Annotated in this window: 18 protein-coding genes and 2 pseudogenes; 16 read left to right on the top strand and 4 right to left on the bottom strand. The window is 70.0% G+C overall.

What is annotated here, in order from left to right; genetic code table 11:
• The first annotated feature begins 30 nt into the window (after window positions 1–30).
• From BLP62_RS10020 to BLP62_RS10010, 3 genes are read left to right on the top strand one after another with little or no spacing between them, the layout of a single operon-like run.
• The gene (locus tag BLP62_RS10020) at window positions 31–2,004 is read left to right on the top strand and encodes a TRAP transporter permease (protein ID WP_093008222.1); all 1,974 of its coding nucleotides are present in this window, start codon (window positions 31–33) and stop codon (window positions 2,002–2,004) included.
• Window positions 2,001–2,744, top strand: a complete 744-nt coding sequence (locus BLP62_RS10015; RefSeq protein ID WP_277621352.1) for an amino acid ABC transporter ATP-binding protein — start codon at window positions 2,001–2,003, stop codon at window positions 2,742–2,744. The genes BLP62_RS10020 and BLP62_RS10015 overlap by 4 nt, the downstream gene beginning before the upstream one ends.
• Window positions 2,745–2,752: 8 nt before the next feature.
• Complete coding sequence (locus BLP62_RS10010; RefSeq protein ID WP_093008220.1) at window positions 2,753–3,148, top strand: hypothetical protein; 396 nt, start codon at window positions 2,753–2,755, stop codon at window positions 3,146–3,148.
• On the opposite strand, the gene BLP62_RS10005 is transcribed toward BLP62_RS10010, so the two are convergent.
• Window positions 3,123–3,950, bottom strand: a complete 828-nt coding sequence (locus BLP62_RS10005; RefSeq protein WP_093008219.1) for a patatin-like phospholipase family protein — start codon at window positions 3,948–3,950, stop codon at window positions 3,123–3,125. The two genes, BLP62_RS10010 and BLP62_RS10005, sit on opposite strands and share 26 nt — an antisense overlap.
• Window positions 3,951–3,972: 22 nt before the next feature.
• Between BLP62_RS10005 and trpC the strand changes: the two genes are divergently transcribed.
• The 5 genes and pseudogenes from trpC (at window position 3,973) to BLP62_RS09980 (ending at window position 8,293) form a co-directional block, all read left to right on the top strand.
• On the top strand, window positions 3,973–4,737 hold the full coding sequence (trpC, locus tag BLP62_RS10000) for an indole-3-glycerol phosphate synthase TrpC (RefSeq protein WP_093008218.1): 765 nt from the start codon (window positions 3,973–3,975) through the stop codon (window positions 4,735–4,737).
• A gap of 4 nt (window positions 4,738–4,741) precedes the next feature.
• Window positions 4,742–5,449 carry a 1-(5-phosphoribosyl)-5-[(5-phosphoribosylamino)methylideneamino]imidazole-4-carboxamide isomerase gene (gene hisA / locus BLP62_RS09995; protein ID WP_093008217.1) on the top strand — a complete coding sequence of 236 codons (708 nt, stop codon included), beginning with the start codon at window positions 4,742–4,744 and terminating at the stop codon, window positions 5,447–5,449.
• Window positions 5,446–5,769 carry a hypothetical protein gene (locus BLP62_RS09990; RefSeq protein WP_093008216.1) on the top strand — a complete coding sequence of 108 codons (324 nt, stop codon included), beginning with the start codon at window positions 5,446–5,448 and terminating at the stop codon, window positions 5,767–5,769. Before hisA ends, BLP62_RS09990 begins: the two co-directional genes overlap by 4 nt.
• Window positions 5,770–5,771: 2 nt before the next feature.
• Entirely contained in the window at window positions 5,772–7,769 is a 1,998-nt protein-coding gene (recJ, locus tag BLP62_RS09985; RefSeq protein WP_093008215.1) for a single-stranded-DNA-specific exonuclease RecJ, read from the top strand.
• Window positions 7,741–8,293: pseudogene (locus tag BLP62_RS09980) on the top strand (DUF6812 domain-containing protein). Before recJ ends, BLP62_RS09980 begins: the two are co-directional and overlap by 29 nt.
• On the opposite strand, the gene BLP62_RS09975 reads toward BLP62_RS09980, so the two are convergent.
• Window positions 8,277–10,865, bottom strand: a complete 2,589-nt coding sequence (locus tag BLP62_RS09975) for a valine--tRNA ligase (protein ID WP_093008214.1) — start codon at window positions 10,863–10,865, stop codon at window positions 8,277–8,279. The pseudogene BLP62_RS09980 and the gene BLP62_RS09975 overlap by 17 nt on opposite strands.
• Window positions 10,866–10,904: 39 nt before the next feature.
• Here BLP62_RS09975 and BLP62_RS09970 point away from each other — a divergent pair, with 39 nt between their 5' ends.
• Window positions 10,905–11,453, top strand: coding sequence for a Uma2 family endonuclease (locus BLP62_RS09970; RefSeq protein WP_093008213.1), 549 nt, complete (start codon window positions 10,905–10,907; stop codon window positions 11,451–11,453).
• Here the strand turns inward: BLP62_RS09970 and BLP62_RS09965 are convergent.
• Entirely contained in the window at window positions 11,423–12,025 is a 603-nt protein-coding gene (locus BLP62_RS09965; RefSeq protein ID WP_093008212.1) for a hypothetical protein, read from the bottom strand. The genes BLP62_RS09970 and BLP62_RS09965 overlap by 31 nt on opposite strands.
• 65 nt (window positions 12,026–12,090) lie before the next feature.
• Here BLP62_RS09965 and BLP62_RS09960 point away from each other — a divergent pair, with 65 nt between their 5' ends.
• From BLP62_RS09960 to BLP62_RS09940, 5 genes are read left to right on the top strand one after another with little or no spacing between them, the layout of a single operon-like run.
• Window positions 12,091–13,143 (top strand): Mrp/NBP35 family ATP-binding protein, encoded by a 1,053-nt coding sequence (locus BLP62_RS09960; RefSeq protein ID WP_093008211.1) that lies wholly within the window; start codon window positions 12,091–12,093, stop codon window positions 13,141–13,143.
• Between the two features lies 1 nt (window position 13,144).
• Entirely contained in the window at window positions 13,145–13,741 is a 597-nt protein-coding gene (locus tag BLP62_RS09955; protein WP_093008210.1) for a helix-turn-helix transcriptional regulator, read from the top strand.
• Window positions 13,742–13,745: 4 nt separating this feature from the next.
• Entirely contained in the window at window positions 13,746–14,510 is a 765-nt protein-coding gene (locus BLP62_RS09950; RefSeq protein ID WP_093008209.1) for a 50S ribosomal protein L11 methyltransferase, read from the top strand.
• Window position 14,511: 1 nt separating this feature from the next.
• Entirely contained in the window at window positions 14,512–15,198 is a 687-nt protein-coding gene (locus BLP62_RS09945) for a 16S rRNA (uracil(1498)-N(3))-methyltransferase (protein ID WP_093008208.1), read from the top strand.
• Window positions 15,195–15,581, top strand: coding sequence for a hypothetical protein (locus BLP62_RS09940; RefSeq protein WP_093008207.1), 387 nt, complete (start codon window positions 15,195–15,197; stop codon window positions 15,579–15,581). Before BLP62_RS09945 ends, BLP62_RS09940 begins: the two co-directional genes overlap by 4 nt.
• Here BLP62_RS09940 and BLP62_RS09935 read toward each other — a convergent pair.
• Window positions 15,540–16,442 (bottom strand): AEC family transporter, encoded by a 903-nt coding sequence (locus tag BLP62_RS09935; RefSeq protein ID WP_093008206.1) that lies wholly within the window; start codon window positions 16,440–16,442, stop codon window positions 15,540–15,542. The two genes, BLP62_RS09940 and BLP62_RS09935, sit on opposite strands and share 42 nt — an antisense overlap.
• A 9-nt stretch (window positions 16,443–16,451) precedes the next feature.
• Here BLP62_RS09935 and BLP62_RS09930 point away from each other — a divergent pair, with 9 nt between their 5' ends.
• Window positions 16,452–17,273: a Rossmann-fold NAD(P)-binding domain-containing protein gene (locus BLP62_RS09930; RefSeq protein WP_093008205.1), complete on the top strand. Its 822-nt coding sequence runs from the start codon at window positions 16,452–16,454 to the stop codon at window positions 17,271–17,273.
• Between the two features lie 70 nt (window positions 17,274–17,343).
• Window positions 17,344–17,614, top strand: a pseudogene (locus tag BLP62_RS09925) (IS982 family transposase); the annotation flags it as partial.

The raw sequence follows: 17,614 nt of genomic DNA, 5'->3' as shown, positions 1-17,614 counted from the left end.
CGCCTGGGGCCCCCTTTGCCTGGAGGAAGGATGGCGCAGGACGCTTCGCTTTTGGTGGAGGAAAGTGAGCTCGGGGGGCGGAAGCCCAGGGGCCTGGCCCGCTACCTGCTCGTGGCCCTGGGGGTGGCCTGGAGCCTCTTCCAGCTCTGGGCCACGGAGGTCGGCACCCTGGACCCCTTGCGCCTGCGGGCGGTCCACCTGGCCTTCGCCCTGGCCCTGGCCTTCTTGGCCTACCCGGGGAAGAGGGGCCCCAAGGACCGGGTGCCCCTTTCGGACTGGGTCTTGGCCCTTTTGGGGGTGGCGGGGGCGCTTTACGTGGTCTTGGACTACTACGGCATCACCCAGCTCCGGGGCGGCATCCCGAGCGGGCGGGACGTGGTCATGGGGACCCTCACCCTCCTCGTCCTCTTCGTGGCCAGCTGGCGGGTGGTGGGGCCCGCCCTGCCCGTCATCGCCTCCCTTTTCGTCCTCTACGCCCTCACCGGGCCCAAGGGGCTTCTTCCCTTCACCCTTCCCCCCTGGCTCCAGCTCCACGCCGGGAGCCAGTGGGGCCAGCTCATGGGCCAGCTCTACACCACCGCCGAGGGGATCTGGGGCGTGCCCCTGGGGGTCTCGGCCACCTTCGTCTTCCTCTTCGTCCTCTTCGGGGCCCTTTTGGAGAAGGCGGGGGCGGGGCACTTCTTCATCCAGGTGGCCTACGCCCTCCTCGGCCACTTCCGGGGGGGGCCCGCCAAGGCGGCGGTGGTGGCCAGCGCCCTCACGGGGGTGGTCTCGGGGAGCTCGGTGTCCAACGTGGTCACCACGGGCACCTTCACCATCCCCCTCATGAAGCGGGTGGGCTACCCCCCGGAGAAGGCGGGGGCCGTGGAGGTGGCGAGCTCTTCCAACGGGCAGCTCATGCCGCCGGTGATGGGGGCCGCGGCCTTCATCATGGCGGAGTTCCTGGGCATCCCCTACAACCAGCTCATCCTCATCGCCCTCCTCCCCGCCCTCCTGGCCTACGCCACCCTCTTCCTCACCGTCCACCTCGAGGCCCTGGCCTTGGGCCTCAAGGGGGTGCCCCGCTCGGAGCTCCCCCCCCTTGGCCCCATCCTCCGCTCGGGGGCCCACTACCTCCTGCCCCTGGCCTACCTCCTCTACGCCCTGGTGGGCCTGAGGCTCACCCCGGAGCGGGCCGCCTTGAACACCGTCTTCTTCATGCTGGCCCTCATCCTCCTCCAGGAGGCCTGGCGGGCCCATAGGGGCGGGGCGGGGGTGGGTTTTGGGCTTTTGAGGGGAGGAAGGCTCATCCTGGAGGGCCTCGAGGCGGGCGCCCGGGGCATGGTGGGCATCGCCTTGGCCACGGCCACCGCCGGGGTCATCGTGGGCATCGTCACCATGACCGGCATCGGCTTCGGCCTCACGGACATCGTGGAACGCCTCTCGGGGGGGAACCTCCTCCTGGTCCTCCTCCTCGCCCAGCTCACGAGCCTCCTCCTCGGCATGGGCCTCCCCACCACCGCCAACTACATCGTCATGGCCTCCCTGGTGGTGCCCGTGGTCCTGCAGCTTTCCGAGAAGGCGGGCTACCCGGTGCCCCCGGTGGCCGCCCACATGTTCGTCTTCTACTTCGGCATCATGGCGGACTCCACCCCTCCTGTGGCCCTCGCCGCCTACGCCGCGAGCGCCATCGCCAAGTCGGACTTCTGGAAGACGGCGGTCCAGGGCTTCGTCTACGAGCTCAGGACCGCCCTCCTCGCCTACATGTTCTTCTTTAACCCCAAGCTCCTCCTCCTGGGGGTGGACTCCTGGCTTGAGGGCCTTTGGGTTTTCCTAACCGCCCTTTTGGGGATGACCGCCTTCGCCGCCGCCCTGGTGGGCTTCCTGCACAAGCCCACCCGCCTTTGGGAAAGGGCCCTTCTCCTGGGAGCGGCCTTGGCCTTGGTGGTCCCGGGCCTCCTCACGGACGCCATAGGCCTGGGCCTCTTCCTCCTGGTCTACCTCCTCCAGCGGGTGCGAAAATGAAGGCGGTGGAGCCCATCATCCGAATCCACAACCTGCACAAGTGGTTCGGTCCCTTGCACGTGCTCAAGGGGATCCACCTGGAGGTGGCCCCGGGAGAGAAGCTCGTCATCATCGGCCCCTCGGGCTCGGGGAAGAGCACCCTCATCCGCACCATCAACCGCCTGGAGGACTTCCAGGAGGGGGAGGTGTGGGTGGACGGCCTGAACGTCAAGGACGACCGGGCCCTCCGGGAGGTCCGGCGGGAGGTGGGGATGGTCTTCCAGCAGTTCAACCTCTTCCCCCACATGACCGTCTTGGAGAACATCACCCTGGCCCCCATGCGGGTGCGGCGCTGGCCGAAGGAGAAGGCGGAGAGGAAGGCTTTGGAGCTTTTGGAGCGGGTGGGGATTCTGGACCAGGCGGGGAAGTACCCGGGGCAGCTTTCCGGGGGCCAACAGCAGCGGGTGGCCATTGCCCGGGCGCTCGCCATGGAGCCCAAGGTGATGCTTTTTGACGAGCCCACGAGCGCCTTGGACCCGGAGATGGTGGGGGAGGTGTTGGACGTGATGCGGGGCCTGGCGCGCGGGGGGATGACCATGCTGGTGGTGACCCACGAGATGGGGTTTGCCCGGGAGGTGGCGGACCGGGTGGTGTTCATGGACGGGGGGCAGATCGTGGAGGAGGGGAGGCCGGGGGAGATCTTCACCGCCCCCAAGGAGGAGCGCACCCGGGCCTTCCTGGAGCGGGTCCTCCACCACTAGGGGGGCGGTTGGAGGTCTTCAGGGCCCTTTTGGACCCGGGGGCGGACCGGGCCTCGAGGCGCCGGGGGCTTTGGCTTTACGGGCTCGCCCTCTTCCTGGGGCAGGGGGGGGTCCTCCTTCTCCTTTCCCTTTTCCTCCCCCGGGCCTTCCACCCCGCCTTGTACCTCCTGGCCTTCCTGGGGGGGCTTTGGCTCTACCGCCAAGGGCGAGAAGCCTTGAAGGAGGAGGGCCCCTTGGCCCCCCTGGTGGCCGTGGGGCTCGGGGCGGCCCTCTTCTTCTTCCTGGGGGTGATGGGCCTTCTCCTGAGGCCCCAGGGGCTTTGGCTCCTTCCCTTGGGCCTCGCCCTGGGCCTAAACCTGGTGCGCCGGGCGGAGAGGCTTATCGCCGGGGGAAGAGGTCCCTAAGGCGCACCCGGGCCAAGGCCTGGACCTCCTTGAGCCGCTCCCGGGCCCGCTTCTGGCCGAGCTCGTAGACCAGGGGGAGTTTTTCGTGGTCAAAGGTGTCTATGGGGAAGGGGGGGTCCAGGGCGAGGACCACGTCCGCCTCCTTGAGGGCCAGGGCTTTGAGCCGCCTCCGGCTCGCCTCGCCCGCCAGGAGGGCGGCCTCGAGGGCCGTCCTGGGGGGTTCCTTGGGCGGGGGGTTGGAGACGTCCACGGCCACCACCTTGGGGAAGAGGGCCTTGGCCGCCCGCACCGGCACCTTCTCCACCACGTCCCCGTCCACCAGAAGCCGCCCTTCCCAAGGGACCGGGGGGAAAAGGCCGGGGATGGCCATGCTGGCCAGCACCGCCTGCCACACCGGGCCTCGCCGGAGCACCACCTTTTCCCCCGTGAGGAGGTCGGCGGCCTGGATGGCCAGGGGAAGGGGGCTTTCCTCCAGGCGGGCCTCCCCGAAGAGGCGCTTTAGCCCTTGGCCCACCTTTTCCGCCTCCGCCAGGTGGGGGCGCCTGAGGGCGGTGAAGAGGCGGGCCAGGGTCCGGAGGCTTCCCGCCCGGGAAAGCTCCGCCACCTCCTGGTCAAAGATGGCCTCGTGCACCTTCCAGGGGTCCTTGTGCCCGAAGGCCCAGGCGGCCGCCGCCAAGGCCCCGGCGGAGCTCCCCGCAAGGCCCCGGATGGGGACGCCCGCCTCCTCCAAGACGGCGAGCACCCCGAGGTGGGCGTACCCCCGGACGCCGCCTCCGCCTAAGGCCAAGGCCACGCCGCGCACATCCCCAGCATAAAATGCTCCCATGCGGCCGGAGCTTTCCCACGTGCCCGGGGTCCTGGGGGAGATCGCCCGGAAGCGGGCCCAGGAGGTGGCCCCCTACCCCCTTCCCGAGCCTCCCCCAGTCCCCTCCTTCAAGGAAGCCCTCCTCCTGCCGGGGCTTTCCGTCATCGCCGAGGTCAAGAGGCAGAGCCCCTCCGCGGGGGTCATCCGGGAGGTGGACCCGGTGGAGGCCGCCTTGGCCTACGAAAGGGGCGGGGCGAGGGCGGTGAGCGTCCTCACCGAGCCCCACCGCTTCGGGGGAAGCCTCTTGGACCTCAAGCGGGTGCGGGAGAGGGTGGGCCTTCCCCTCCTGCGGAAGGACTTCGTGGTGGACCCCTTCATGCTGGAGGAGGCCCGGGCCTTCGGGGCGAGCGCCGCCCTCCTCATCGTGGCCCTCTTGGGGGAGCTCACGGGGGCCTACCTGGAGGAGGCGAGGCGGCTTGGCCTCGAGGCCCTGGTGGAGGTGCACACGGAAAGGGAGCTGGAGGTGGCCCTCGAGGCCGGCGCGGAGGTCCTCGGCGTCAACAACCGCGACCTCGCCACCCTACAAATAGACCTCGCCACCGCCCCCCGCTTAGGCCGCCTGGCCCGGGAGCGGGGCTTCGGCGGGGTCTTGGTGGCGGAGTCGGGGTATTCCCGCAAGGAGGAGCTGAAGCCCCTGGAGGGGCTTTTTGACGCCGTTCTCATCGGCACGAGCCTGATGCGGGCCCCCGATCTGGAGGCCGCCTTGAGGGAGCTTGTAGGATAGGGCCATGTGGCTCATCCCCGCGGTGGACCTGAGGTCGGGCCGGGCGGTGCGCCTCTACGAGGGGGACCCCTCCCGGGAGACCCCCTACGGGGACCCCGTGGAGGCCGCCTTGCGCTGGCAGAAGGAGGGGGCGCGGCTCCTCCACCTGGTGGACCTGGACCGGGCCCTGGGCACGGGGGAGAACCGGGAGGCGGTGCGCCGGGTGGCGGCCGCCCTCTCCATCCCCTTCCAGCTCGCGGGGGGGATCCGGAGCCTGGAGGACCTGAAGGAGGCCCTAGAGCTCGGGGCGCGCCGGGCGGTGGTGGGCACGGTGGCCGTGAAGGACCCGGGGCTTTTGGCGCGGATGCTGGAAGAGGTGGGCCCGGACCGCCTGGCCGTGGCCTTGGATGCCCGGGGGTTGGAGGTGGTGGTCTCGGGCTGGCAGGAGAGGGCCCCCCTCTCCGCCCTGGACCTCCTTCGGGCTTGGGGGGAGATGGGGGTGCGCACCCTCATCTACACCGACGTGCGCCGGGACGGGACCCTTAGGGGCCTTGACCTGGAGGCGGTGGCCCGGGTGCGGGAGGCCTGGCCCCACGAGCTCATCGCGGGGGGAGGCATCGCCTCGGCGGAGGACGTTTTGGCCTTGAAGCGCCTCGGGGTGGAGGGAGCCCTTTTGGGCAAGGCCCTCTACGAGGGGCGCATCCGGCTTTCCGAGCTTTTGGAGGCGGTATGAGGCTCGTCCAGTGGATCCTCCTCCTGGTGAGCCTGGGGGCGGGGGCCTTGGGGGTCTACCTCTACTACGCCTACCCCTTCCTGGCCCTGCCTTCCCCTTGGGGCCTCCTTCCCCTTTACTACCTCCTTCCCGGGGCGTACCTTTTGGGCCTCCTGGTGGGGGGGCTTTGGGCCTTGGCTCTTTGGCTCGGGGGGATGGGGGAGCGGCGGAGGCTCCTTAGGGAGGTGCGGCGGCTTCAGGGGGAGGTGAAGGCCTTGAGGCAGGCGCGCCTCGAGGAGATCCCCAGGATCCCCGACCGCGAGCCCGAGGAACCCTCCTGACCATGGAGCGGGTGCGCTGGCGCTTCCTCTCCCTGCCCCCCCTTTCCGGGTGGCGGGGGGTGATGGCGGCCTTCGGGGTGGGGCCGGAGGCCGCCTTGGCCCTTTGGCACCGGGGGGCGCGAAGGCCCGAGGACCTGGACCCGCCCCTCCGCCTCCTCCCCCTAAAGGGGCTTCCGGAGGCCGTGGACCTCCTCCTCGCCGCCCTTAAGGGGGGCAAGCGCATCCGCGTCCACGGGGACTACGACGCGGACGGCCTTACGGGCACGGCCATCCTGGTGCGGGGGCTTAGGGCCTTGGGAGCGGATGTCCACCCCTTCATCCCCCACCGCCTGGAGGAGGGCTACGGGGTGCTCATGGACCGGGTTCCCGAGCACCTGGAGGCGGCCGAGGTCTTCCTCACCGTGGACTGCGGCATCACCAACCACGCGGAGCTTCGGGAGCTCGTGGAAAACGGGGTGGAGGTCCTGGTCACGGATCACCACACCCCCAAGGAGACCCCTCCTCCTGGCCTCATCCTCCACCCCGCCTACACCCCGGGGCTTGGGGAGAAGCCCACGGGGGCGGGGGTGGCCTTCCTCCTCCTCTGGGCCCTCCACGAGCGCCTGGGGCTTCCTGCGCCCCTGGAGTACGCCGACCTCGCCGCGGTGGGCACCATCGCCGACGTGGCCCCCCTTTGGGGCTGGAACCGGGCCCTGGTGAAGGAGGGCCTGGCCCGCATCCCCACCTCCTCCTGGGTGGGGCTCAGGCTTCTGGCCCAGGCGGTGGGGTACACGGGGAAGGCGGTGGAGGTGGCCTTCCGCATCGCCCCCCGCCTCAACGCGGCGAGCCGCCTCGGCGAGGCCGAGAAGGCCCTAAGGCTCCTCCTCACCGACAGCGAAACCGAGGCCGAGGCCCTGGTGGGGGAGCTTTCCCGCCTCAACGCCCGCCGCCAGGCCATAGAGGAGGAGATGCTAAGGCGCCTCCTTCCCCAGGCGGACCCGGCGGAGAAGGCCATCGTCCTCCTGGACCCCGAGGGGCACCCGGGGGTGATGGGCATCGTGGCGAGCCGGATCCTCGAGGCCACCCTCCGGCCCGTCTTCCTGGTGGCCCAGGGCAAGGGGACGGTGCGAAGCCTCGCCCCCATCAGCGCCGTGGAGGCCTTAAGGAGCGCCGAGGACCTCCTCCTCCGCTACGGGGGGCACAAGGAGGCGGCGGGCTTTGCCCTGGAGGAGGACCGCTTCCCCGAGCTTAAGAGGCGCCTTTTGGCCCATGCGGCAAGCCTCCCCGACCCGGTGCGGGAGGTGGAGCTTCTGGGGCTCCTCCCGCCCCCCTCCCTCCTCCCCCAGGTCCACCGCGAGCTTTTGCCCCTGGAGCCCTATGGGGCCGGGAACCCCGAGCCCCTTTTCCTTCTTTTTGGCGCCCCGGAGGAGGCCCGCGCCCTGGGAGAGGGGCGGCACCTGGCCTTCCGCCTGGGCGGGGTGCGGGTGGTGGCCTGGCGCATGGGCCAGGCGGCCCTGCCCCAGGAGGTGGAGGTGGCGGGCCTCCTCACGGAGAACGCCTGGAACGGCCACCTCACCTACGAGGTCCAGGCCGTGGCCCTCCGGGAGCCCCAGGAGGTTGAAGGCGGGGTGGCCCCCTTCGCCTTCCCCGTGCCCCTGCCCGAGGCCCTGGCCCGGGCCAGGATGGGGGAGGGGGTCTACGTCCCCGAGGACAACGCCGAGGGGTTGGACTACGCCAGGAAGGCGGGCTTCCGCCTCCTTCCTCCGGAGGAGGCTTCCTTGTGGCTCGGCCTCCCCCCGCGCCCCGTGAGGGGGGTTCGGGTGGAGGTGGCCCTGGGCCGGGAAAGCCGTGCCCGCCTGGCCTCTCCCCCGGCCCTCCTGACCCCCGAGGAGCGGCTTCGCTTCGCCATCGCCCGCAGGCTCCTCTTCGCCTACGAGCGCCGCCACCCGGGCCTCTTCAGCGAGGCCCTCCTGGCCTACTGGGAGGTAACGGGTGTACAAGAGCCCGCGGGAAGCCCATGAGGCCCGGATCTACACCGGGTCTACGGGATGATCCACCTGGTGCCCGGGGCGGGCACCGCCGACCTCTTAAACCAGGAACGGCCCTACCTCCCCGTGACCGGGGCCCTGGTCTACGCCCCCGGCTTCCGCCACCCCCCGGAGGCCCGGGAGCTCAAGGCGAGCGTAAACTTCCTCGCCCTGCGCAAGGAGAGGGTCCAGTGGGTGGCCGGGGGGAGGCCCGCCGAGCCCCGGACGAGCCCGGCCCTCCTGGAGAGGAGGCGCCTCGCCTTCCTCTTCGGGGACTACCTCCTGGCGGGGGAGCTCCTCCTGCCTCGAGGGGTGCGGCTTTCCGACTTCCTCTCCCAGGCCAAGCCCTTCCAGACCCTAAAGGAGGCGGGGCTTTACCTCCTCGCCCCGGACAGGCCCCTCGTGGACCTAGACCCCCTGGAGCGGTTCCCTTCCTCACCGTGAACCTGAGGCTCGCCGAGGGGGTGGTGGAGGCCCCCGGGGAGGCCTCGGACCCCCGGCTCACCCTATTTGGCTGAGGGCTTCCCGGATCCTCTCGGCCTGCGCCAGGTTCTCCCTAAGCCGCGCCTCCTCGGCCTCCACCACCTCCTTGGGGGCCTTTTCCCTGAAGCCCGGGGCGGAAAGCTTCTTTTGGCTCTTCTCCGCGAGGGCGAGGAGCTCCTTTAGGCGCTTTTCCTGGCGGCGCTTCCACTCCTCCAGGTCCAAAAGCCCCTCCAGGGGCATGCGCGCCGTCACCTTGGGCATGGCCTTCACCAGGGCCTTCGCCGGCCTTTCGGGAAGGAGGTCGGCCCGGCTCAAGAAGCGGAAGACCTCGAGGTTCTCCTCCACGGGGGCGGTCTCCCCCTCGAGGTAGACCCGCACCTCCTGGCCCGGGGGAAGCCCGGCCTCCGCCCTCAGGGCCCTCACCGCCGTCACCGCCTGCCTCAGGGCCTCAAAGGCCCTCTCGGCCTCCTCGTCCCTCTCCCCGGGCTCGGGCCAGGCCTCGAGGGCGAGTTCCTCCTTGCCGGTGAGGGCCTGGTAGAGCTCGCTGGTGAGGAAGGGCATCATGGGGTGGAGGAGCTTGAGGAGGACGGCGAGGACCTCCTCAAGCGTCCTCAGGGTGTGGGCGTTCCCCGCCTTGAGGGCGGGCTTCGCCGCCTCCAGGTACCAGTCGCAGAACTCGCTCCAGACGAGCTCGTAGACCTCCCGGGCCGCCTGGGCCAGGTCCAGGGCCTCGTAGAGGGCGGTGATCTCCTCCACGCCCCGGCTTAGGCGGCTTCGCATGAAGCGGTCCGCCAGGGTTGGGGTGTCCTCCTTGGCCTGGAAGCCTTCACGGGAGAGGAGGACAAAGCGGGCGGCGTTGTAAAGCTTGTTGGCGAAGTTGCGGGCCATCTCCAGCCAGCGGAGGTCAAGCCTGATGTCCTGCCCCCCCGTGGCGAGGTAGATGAGGGCGAAGCGGAGGGCGTCCGCCCCGTAGCGCTCCACCATCTCCAAGGGGTCTATGACGTTCCCCTTGGACTTGGACATCTTCTGGCCCTTCTCGTCCAGCACGAGGCCGTGGAGGAGGACGGTCTTAAAGGGCCTCTCCCCCATGAAGTGGTAGCCCGAGACCTCCATGCGGGAAACCCACAGGAAGAGGATGTCGTACCCCGTGACCAGCACGTCCCCGGGGTAGAAGGCCTTGAGGTCCTCCGTCTCCTCGGGCCAGCCCAGGGTGGAGAGGGGCCAAAGCGCCGAGGAGAACCAGGTGTCAAAGACGTCCTCGTCCCGTTTTAAGCGGGGGCTCCCGCAGGCCTCGCAGGAGGTGGGGTCTTCCAGGTACCGCTCGGGGCGGGGCACGTTCACCGCCTGGCAGTCCTCGCAGTACCAGGCGGGGATCTGGTGCCCCCACCAGAGCTGGCGGGAGATGTTCCAGTCCTTGACCCCCTCCAGCCAGTCCATGTTCACCTTCTTCCAGCGCTCGGGGACGAAGGCGATGTCCCCCCGCCTTAGGCCCCTTAGGACCTCCTCCGCAAGGGGCCTCATCCTGAGCCACCACTGGGGGAAAATAGCGTACTCAATGGGGGTGCCGCAGCGGGAGCAGGTGGCGAGGGCGACGGTGTAGTCCTCCTCCTTCACCAGGTGCCCCGCCTCCCGGAAAAGCTCCACCGCCTTCCTCCGGGCCTCAAAGCGGTCCAGGCCCTTAAGGGCCTCGGGGACCCTCTCCCCCTCCATCCTCCCCTCCAGGTTGATGACGGAAACGGGCTCTAGGCCGTGGCGCTCCCCGATCTCGTAGTCCAGGGGATCGTGGGCCGGGGTGACCTTGAGGGCCCCGGTGCCGAAGTCCTTCTCCACGGCGGGGTCTTTGAGGATGGGGATCCAGATCTCCGTGAGGGGGATCCGGGCCCTCTTGCCGATAAGGTGCCGGTAGCGCTCGTCCTCGGGGTGGACGGCGATGGCCTGGTCGGCGAAGACCGTCTCGGGGCGGACGGTGGCGATCTCTATGAAGCCTCCCCCCTCCACCTCGTAGCGCAGGGTGTAGAGCTTGCCGGGGGTGGGCTCGGTCTCCACCTCGAGGTCCGAGAGGGTGGTCTCGCACCGGGGGCACCAGTTCACGAGCCTCGGGGCCCGGTAGGCGAGGCCCTCGTGGTAGTAGCGGCTGAAGGCGTAGCGCACGGCGCGGGAGCGCTTCTCGTCCATGGTGAAGGCCTCCCGGCTCCAGTCGGCGCTCGCCCCGAGGCGCTTGAGCTGCTTGAGGATCGTCCCCCCGGACTCCTCCTTCCACTGCCAGACCCTCTCTAAGAACTTCTCCCGCCCCAGGTCGTGCCGGGTCTTCCCCTCCTTGAGGAGAAGGCGCTCCACCACCACCTGGGTGGCGATGCCGGCGTGGTCGGTGCCGGGAAGCCACACCGCCTCAAACCCCCGCATGCGCTTGTAGCGGATGAGGGCGTCCTGGAGGCTGTTGTCCAGGGCATGGCCCATGTGGAGGGAGCCGGTGACGTTCGGGGGCGGCATGAAGATGACGAAGGGGGGCTTGCCGCTTTTGGGGTTCGCCACGAAGGGGTTCTTCGCCCACTTCTCCGCCCACTTGGGCTCCACGGACTGGGGATCGTAGGCCTTGGGTAGGTCCATGCTACCCTCTACTTTACCCGTAGGCGCTAGGATGGGGCCATGGGCGAGGCGGCCCGGGCGTTGCCCTTAAGCCTTGCGGCCTACCTGGAGATGGAGGCCCAAAGCCCCGTGCGCCATGAGCTTGTGGAGGGCGTTCCCTACGCCATGGCCGGGGCCAGCAAGGCCCACAATCTCCTGGTGCAGAACCTGGCTTTCCTCCTCAGGGAGGCGGTCCGGAGAAGGGGGTGCCGCCTCTACACGGAGACCGTGAAGCTCAAGATCTCAGACCGCACCGTCTATTACCCGGACCTCATGGTGGTTTGTGGAAGCCCCTCCCCCCATCCCCTTTACGAGGAGGCCCCTTGTCTGGTGGCGGAGGTGGTTTCCCCGTCCACGGAGCGCCTGGACCGGGGGGAGAAGCGCTGGAGCTACCTCTCCCTGCCTTCCCTCGAGGTCTACCTCCTGGTGGGTGCGGCCGAGCCAAGGGTGGAGGTGTACCGCAAGGTAGGGGAAGGTGTGGTCCAGGAGGTCCGACTGCTCCTGCCCTGCGTGGACCTCCCCCTGGACCTGGCCGCCCTTTACGAGGGGGTGGAGCTGGAGAGGGCGTAGAGGTAGTACCGCCCCTCCCCCAGGTGGAAGAAGGCCTCCTCGTAGGCCAGGCCCTCTATGGGGGTTTCGGGGGGGACCCGGAGGAGGACCTCCCCCACCCGGACCCCCTGGGGCAGGACCTCCAGGACCCCCTGGGCCACCTCCTGGCTTTCCGCCTCGGGGTCGTTCAGGGGGGTGTAGAGGAGGCGCACCGGGAGGCCCTGGAGGCTATGGAGGACGTTCGTGGGGTCGCCGAAGGGGGCCCGGTGGAGGAGGCGTTCCTCCACCTCCGCCACCTCCCCCAAAAGGGCGTAGCGGTCCAGGGGAAGGAGGGCCTTGCCCCCTTCCAGCATCACCAGGAAGCGGCCCCTTTCCTCCTCGGAGAGGCGCAGGGGGGCCTTGTGGCGGCCCACCCTGGGGTCCTGGTCCAGGTCGCCCTGGAGGAGGGTCTTGGCCGCCTTCAGGGCCTCTTCCCGGGTGGGGTAGAGGCTGTAGGGGTTCACCTTGAAGAGGAGGTCGTACCCCCTGGGCCCTTGGACCAGCCAGGCCAGGTGGAGCTCGTAAAGGCGCTTCTTCTGCCACTCGGGGTACACGGGCGAAGTATACTGTGCCTTCGCCCCTTGCCCAAAACTATCCTCAGGTATACTCTGGCCCCGGTATGGCGCTATCCGAAGAGCGGGTCCTCGAGGCCCTGCGCACCGTGATGGACCCCGAGCTCGGCAAGGACCTCGTCTCCTTGGGGATGGTGGGCGAGGTCCGGGTGGAGGGGAGCCGGGTGGACCTCCTGGTGAACCTCACCACCCCGGCCTGCCCCCTCAAGGGGCAGATAGAGGCCGACATCAAGCGGGCCCTCGCCCCCCTGGGGGCGGAGGAGGTGCGGGTGCGCTTTGGCGGCGGGGTGCGCCCTCCCGAGCAGTACCCCATCCCCGGGGTCAAGCACGTGGTGGCCGTGGGCTCGGGCAAGGGCGGGGTGGGGAAGAGCACCGTGGCCGCCAACCTGGCCCTGGCCCTGAGCCGGGAGGGGGCCAAGGTGGGCCTTCTGGACGCCGACCTCTACGGGCCGAGCCAGGCGAAGATGTTCGGCCTCGAGGGGGAGCGCCTCAAGGTGGACCAGAACCGCAGGATCCTCCCCTTGGAGGCCCACGGCCTCAAGGTCCTCTCCATCGCCAACATCGTCCCCCCGGGCCAGGCCATGATCTGGCGCGGCCCCATCCTCCACGGCACCATCCGGCAGTTCCTGGAGGAGGTGAACTGGGGGGAGCTGGACTACCTGGTGGTGGACCTGCCCCCGGGCACCGGGGACGTGCAGCTCTCCCTCACCCAGCTCACCCGGGTCTCCGGCGGGGTCATCGTCACCACGCCCCAGGAGGTGGCCCTCCTGGACGCCGAGCGGGCGGCGGACATGTTTAAAAAGGTCCAGGTGCCCGTCCTCGGGGTCTTGGAGAACATGTCCCACTTCCTCTGCCCCCACTGCGGCAAGCCCACCCCCATCTTCGGGGAGGGGGGTGGAAGGCGGCTCGCCGAGAAGCTCAAGACCCGCTTCCTGGGGGAGGTCCCCCTCACCCTCCCCTTGCGGGAAAGCGGGGACCGGGGCGTGCCCATCCTGGTGGCCGACCCCGAAGGCCTCGAGGCCCAGGCCTTCTTGAAGGCGGCCCGGGAGCTCGCCGCCGCCTTGAGCGTCCAGGCCTTCATCGCCTTGCCCATGGCCTAGCATGGCGTTGGTCCTGGAAGGCACCAAGGAAAAGGTGTTGGACCTCCTCCGGGCCCGGCCCCACACCGCCAAGGAGGTGGCCGAGGCCTTGGGGGTGAGCCGGGCGGCGGTCCTGAAGCACCTTCAGGACCTCGAGGCCCGGGGCCTGGTGCGCTCCGAGGTGAAGAAGTGCCCGGGCCGGGGCCGGCCCTACCGCCTCTACCGCGCAAAGGACGAGGAGGCCCCCTACGCCGCCCTCTGTGGGGACGTGCTCAAGGGGCTGGAGGCCGCCTTGGGGCGGGAGGGGGTGGTGAGGGTTTTGTTGGAGCGGAACCGCGCCCTCTTCGCCCCCCTAAACCTCCAGGAACTCCCCTTGCGGGAAAGGCTCGCCCGCCTGGCGGCCTTCCTCCGGGACCAGGGCTACGAGGCCGAGGTGGTGGAGGAGGGGGGGCGCCTTTACCTCTGCCAGCGCCGCTGCCCTAAGCTCGCCCTCTCCCGGGAGCACGAGGCCCTTTGCGAAAGCGAGCTTCTGGCCTACCAGGAGCTTTTGGGCCTTCCCCTCTTGCGGGAAGAGCGCATCGCCAGCGGGGGAAGCTGCTGCCGCTACCGGGTAGAATAGCGGGGTGTGGGTCTACCGCCTGAAGGGCACCCCTTGGGAGCTGGAGCCCCTTATCCCCGAGCTCTTTGACCGGGGGGCCCGGGGGGTTTGGGAGCGGGAGGGGGAGGTTTGGGCCTACTTCCCGGCGCCCCTGGACCTCCCCTACGGGGGGGTGTGGGAGGAGGTGCCCGAGGAGGACTGGCTTGCCGCCTGGCGGCGCGACCTCAAGCCCGCCCTGGCCCCGCCCTTCGTGGTCCTCGCCCCCTGGCACACCTGGGAGGGGCCGGAGGTCCCCTTGGTCATTGAGCCCGGCATGGCCTTCGGCACCGGGCACCACGAGACCACCCGCCTGGCCCTGAAGGCCCTCGCCCGCCACCTCCGCCCCGGGGACAGGGTCCTGGACCTGGGCACGGGAAGCGGCGTCCTCGCCATCGCCGCCGCCAAGCTCGGGGGGGAGGCCCTGGGGGTGGACATTGACCCTTTGGTCCTCCCCCAGGCGGAGGCGAACGCGCGAAGGAACGGGGTCCAGGTGCGCTTTTTGGAGGGAAGCCTCGAGGCCGCCCTCCCCTTCGGCCCCTTTGGCCTCCTGGTGGCGAACCTCTTCGCCGAGCTCCACGAGGCCTTCGCCCCCCGCTACCGGGAGGCCCTCGCCCCCGGGGGAAAGGCCCTCCTCACGGGGATCCTCCAGGAGAAGGCCCCCCTGGTGCGGCGGGCCATGGAGGAGGCGGGGTTTCTCCCCCTGGAGGAGGCGGCCGAGGGGGAGTGGGTCCTCCTCGCCTACGGGAGGTAGCGTGCGCCCCCACCGCGCCTACAGCCCCGGCCTCACAGGGGTCCTCCCCTTGCGGGAAAGCCGCCACCTGGTGGAGGTCCTGAGGGCCCGGGTGGGGGACCGGTTCACCGTCTTTGACGGGGAGCGGGAGGCCCTGGCCGAGGTGGTGGACCTGGGCCCCCCCGTGCGCTACCGCGTCCTGGAGGAGCGGAGGCCCGAGAGGGAGGTGGGGGTGGAGGTGGTCCTCTACGTGGCCCTCCTCAAGGGGGACAAGCTCGCCGAGGTGGTGCGGGCCGCCACGGAGCTCGGGGCCACCCGGGTCCAGCCCCTCGTCACCCGCCACTCCGTGCCCAAGGAGATGGGGGAGGGGAAGCTCAGGCGGCTTAGGGCGGTGGCCCTCGAGGCGGCCAAGCAGTCGGGGCGGGTGGTGGTCCCCGAGGTCCTCCCCCCCGTCCCCTTAGAGGCGGTGCCCCAGGTGCCCCAGGGCCTCGTGGCCCACGTGGGGGCCACCGCCCGGGTGCGGGAGGTCCTGGACCCGGAAAAGCCCCTTGCCCTCGCCGTGGGGCCCGAGGGGGGGTTCGCCGAGGAGGAGGTGGCCCTCTTGGAGGCGCGGGGCTTCACCCCCGTGACCCTGGGGCGGCGCATCCTCCGGGCGGAGACCGCCGCCCTCGCCCTCCTCGCCCTCTGCACCGCTGGGGAGGGAAGATGAGGCTTCTCCTCCTGCTTCTCCCCCTCCTCGCCGCCTGCCGCTACACCTTCTTGCCCCTGGACCCCGGGAAGCCCCCTCCCCCGGAGCGGCCCTTCCTCGTGGCCCGGCTTCTTCCCGAGGGGGAGGGGGCCAGGCTCCTCCTTAGGGTGGAGCGCCTGCCCCGCCCCGGCTACCTCCACCTCAGGTGGTTCCGGGAGGAGGCCCTCCTCCAGGAAAAGGCCCTCTTCCTGGAGTCGCCTGGCGCCTATGAGGCCCGTTTCCCCCTTGGGGAGGGGTACCACCGCCTGGTGGGCCTCTGGGAGGGCGAGCCCCTCTTCCAGCTGGACCTGGGCAGGCCCAGGCTACCGGACCCCGATCAGGTAGAGAACCAAGGGCAGCGTTAGGAAGGCCAAGGCGGTGGAGACCACCACGCTCCGCGCCACCCGTATGGCGTCGTGGCCGAACTCCTTCGTGAGGAGAAAGGCGTTCACGGCGATGGGGGTGGCGGACTGGAGGACGAGGACCTGGTGCTCCAGGCGGGGAAGGCTCAGGAGGAGCCCCACCCCGTAGGCGAGAAGCGGGCTGAGGAGAAGCCTCAGGGCGCTCGCCGCCCCTTCAAAAGCCCCCAGGGCGAAGCGGGTCTTTCCCATCTGCATCCCCAGGGTGAGGAGGAGGACGGGGATGGCCGCCTGGCCCATGAGGCGCACCCCTTCGTCCAGGCGGAAGGGGAGGACCACCCCCAGGGCCTTGAGGAGAAGCCCCAGGAGGAGGGCGTAGAAGAGGGGGAGACGGAGGGTGAAGCGGAGGCCTTCCCAAAGCCCTCCTCCCCGGATGAAGGCGGGCCCCAGGCCGAACATGAGCACGCTGGAAAGGATGAAGTAGACCACGGCCCGCCGCAGGCCCTCCTCCCCCAGGGCGAAGTAGACCAGGGAGAGGCCCATGTTGCCGGAGTTGGGAAAGAGGCCGCAGATGAGAAGGGTTTTGGCGGTTCCCTGAGAGAGGCCGAAGAGCCTCCCCGCTCCCCAGACGAGGAGGAAGAGGAGGAGGTAGGTGAGGGCGAAGCCCAGGGCCAGGCCCACGATCCCCTCCCGGGAGTACTCCGCCCGGTACATGCTGTCAAAGATGAGGGCCGGCACCAGGAGGTAGAGGGTCAGGCGGCTCAGGGTGGTGAGGTCCATGGGCAGGCGCTTGCCCAGGAGGTAGCCGGACAGGACCACCAGGGCCACGGGGACCACGGTGTTGAGAAGGGCCTGCATGTGGGGCATTCTAAGGGTATGCCTTCCTACCTGGCCCTGGCCGAGGCCATCAAGGGGGTACTCTTGCGGGGGGCTGAGGCCCCGAGGCGGCAGGTGCTTCCCATCCCCGGGGGCCAGTTCCTGGTGATGCCCGCCGCCGACCAGGACCTGGCCTTGTGCAAGCTGGTGACGGTGGAGCCGGGAAAGACCCCTTCGGTCCAGGCGGAGGTCTGGGTGAGGCGGCTAGGGGACGGCCAGGTCTTCCACCTCCCCGGGGAGGAGCTCACCAAGAGGCGCACCGCCGCCCTCTCCCTCCTGGCCGCCCGGGAGCTCGCCACCAGGCGGGAGGGGGCTTTGCTGGTGGTGGGCCCCGGGGTCCAGGGGGAGGCCCACCTCGAGGCTTTCGCCGAGGGCTTTCCCCTCACCCGGGTCCTGGTGCGGGGGAGGGGGCGGGAAAGGGTGGAGGCCTTCTTGGCCAAGGCCCGCTCCTTAGGCCTTCCCGCCGAGGAGTGGAAGGGGGAGGCGGTCCCCGAGGACGTGGCCTTCCTGGTCACCGCCACCCCGAGCCCCACCCCCGTCCTCCCCGAGAGGGTGCCCGAGGGGGTGTTCCTGGCCGCGGTGGGCTCCTTCCGCCCGGGGATGCGGGAGGTACCCGAGGCCCTGGTGCGGGAGGCCGCCCTTTACTGCGACACGGAGGACGCCCTCCTCGAGGCCGGGGAGCTGCAAGGGGTGGACCGGCCCGTGGTCCCCCTGCGGGAGGCCCTTCGGGGGCGGCGGAGCGAAGGGCGCTTCGTCCTCTTCAAGAGCGTGGGCCACGCCCTCTTTGACCTGGCCGCGGCCCGGGCCCATCTGGGGCTATAGGGCCCTGGGGCTACGCTATGCTAACCCAAGTTGCTACCTATCCCCTGGATCTGAAAAAATAGTGGCCGCTATGCTTTCCCGTCTCATAGCGGCCTTTTGCATTATAGACGACGCCCTGCAAGCCATGGGCTACAAGGATGACCCCCAAGCCAAAACGCCCGCCTCCGCCATCCTCACCCTCGCCCTCCTTGCCGCCCTAGAGTTCGGCGGCAAGCACAACAAGGCCCTGGCCCTCGCCAAAGACCTCGGCCTCTTCACCCACGTCCCCTCCCCAAGCCGCTTCAACCGCAGGCTCCACGCCCTCTACCCCCTCCTTCTCCCCCTCCTCCACCTCCTGGCCC

This window comes from Thermus arciformis (assembly GCF_900102145.1).
Classification (GTDB): domain Bacteria; phylum Deinococcota; class Deinococci; order Deinococcales; family Thermaceae; genus Thermus; species Thermus arciformis.
Note: the sequence above shows the minus strand (reverse complement) of the source record. Positions and strands in the feature narration are given on the sequence as shown.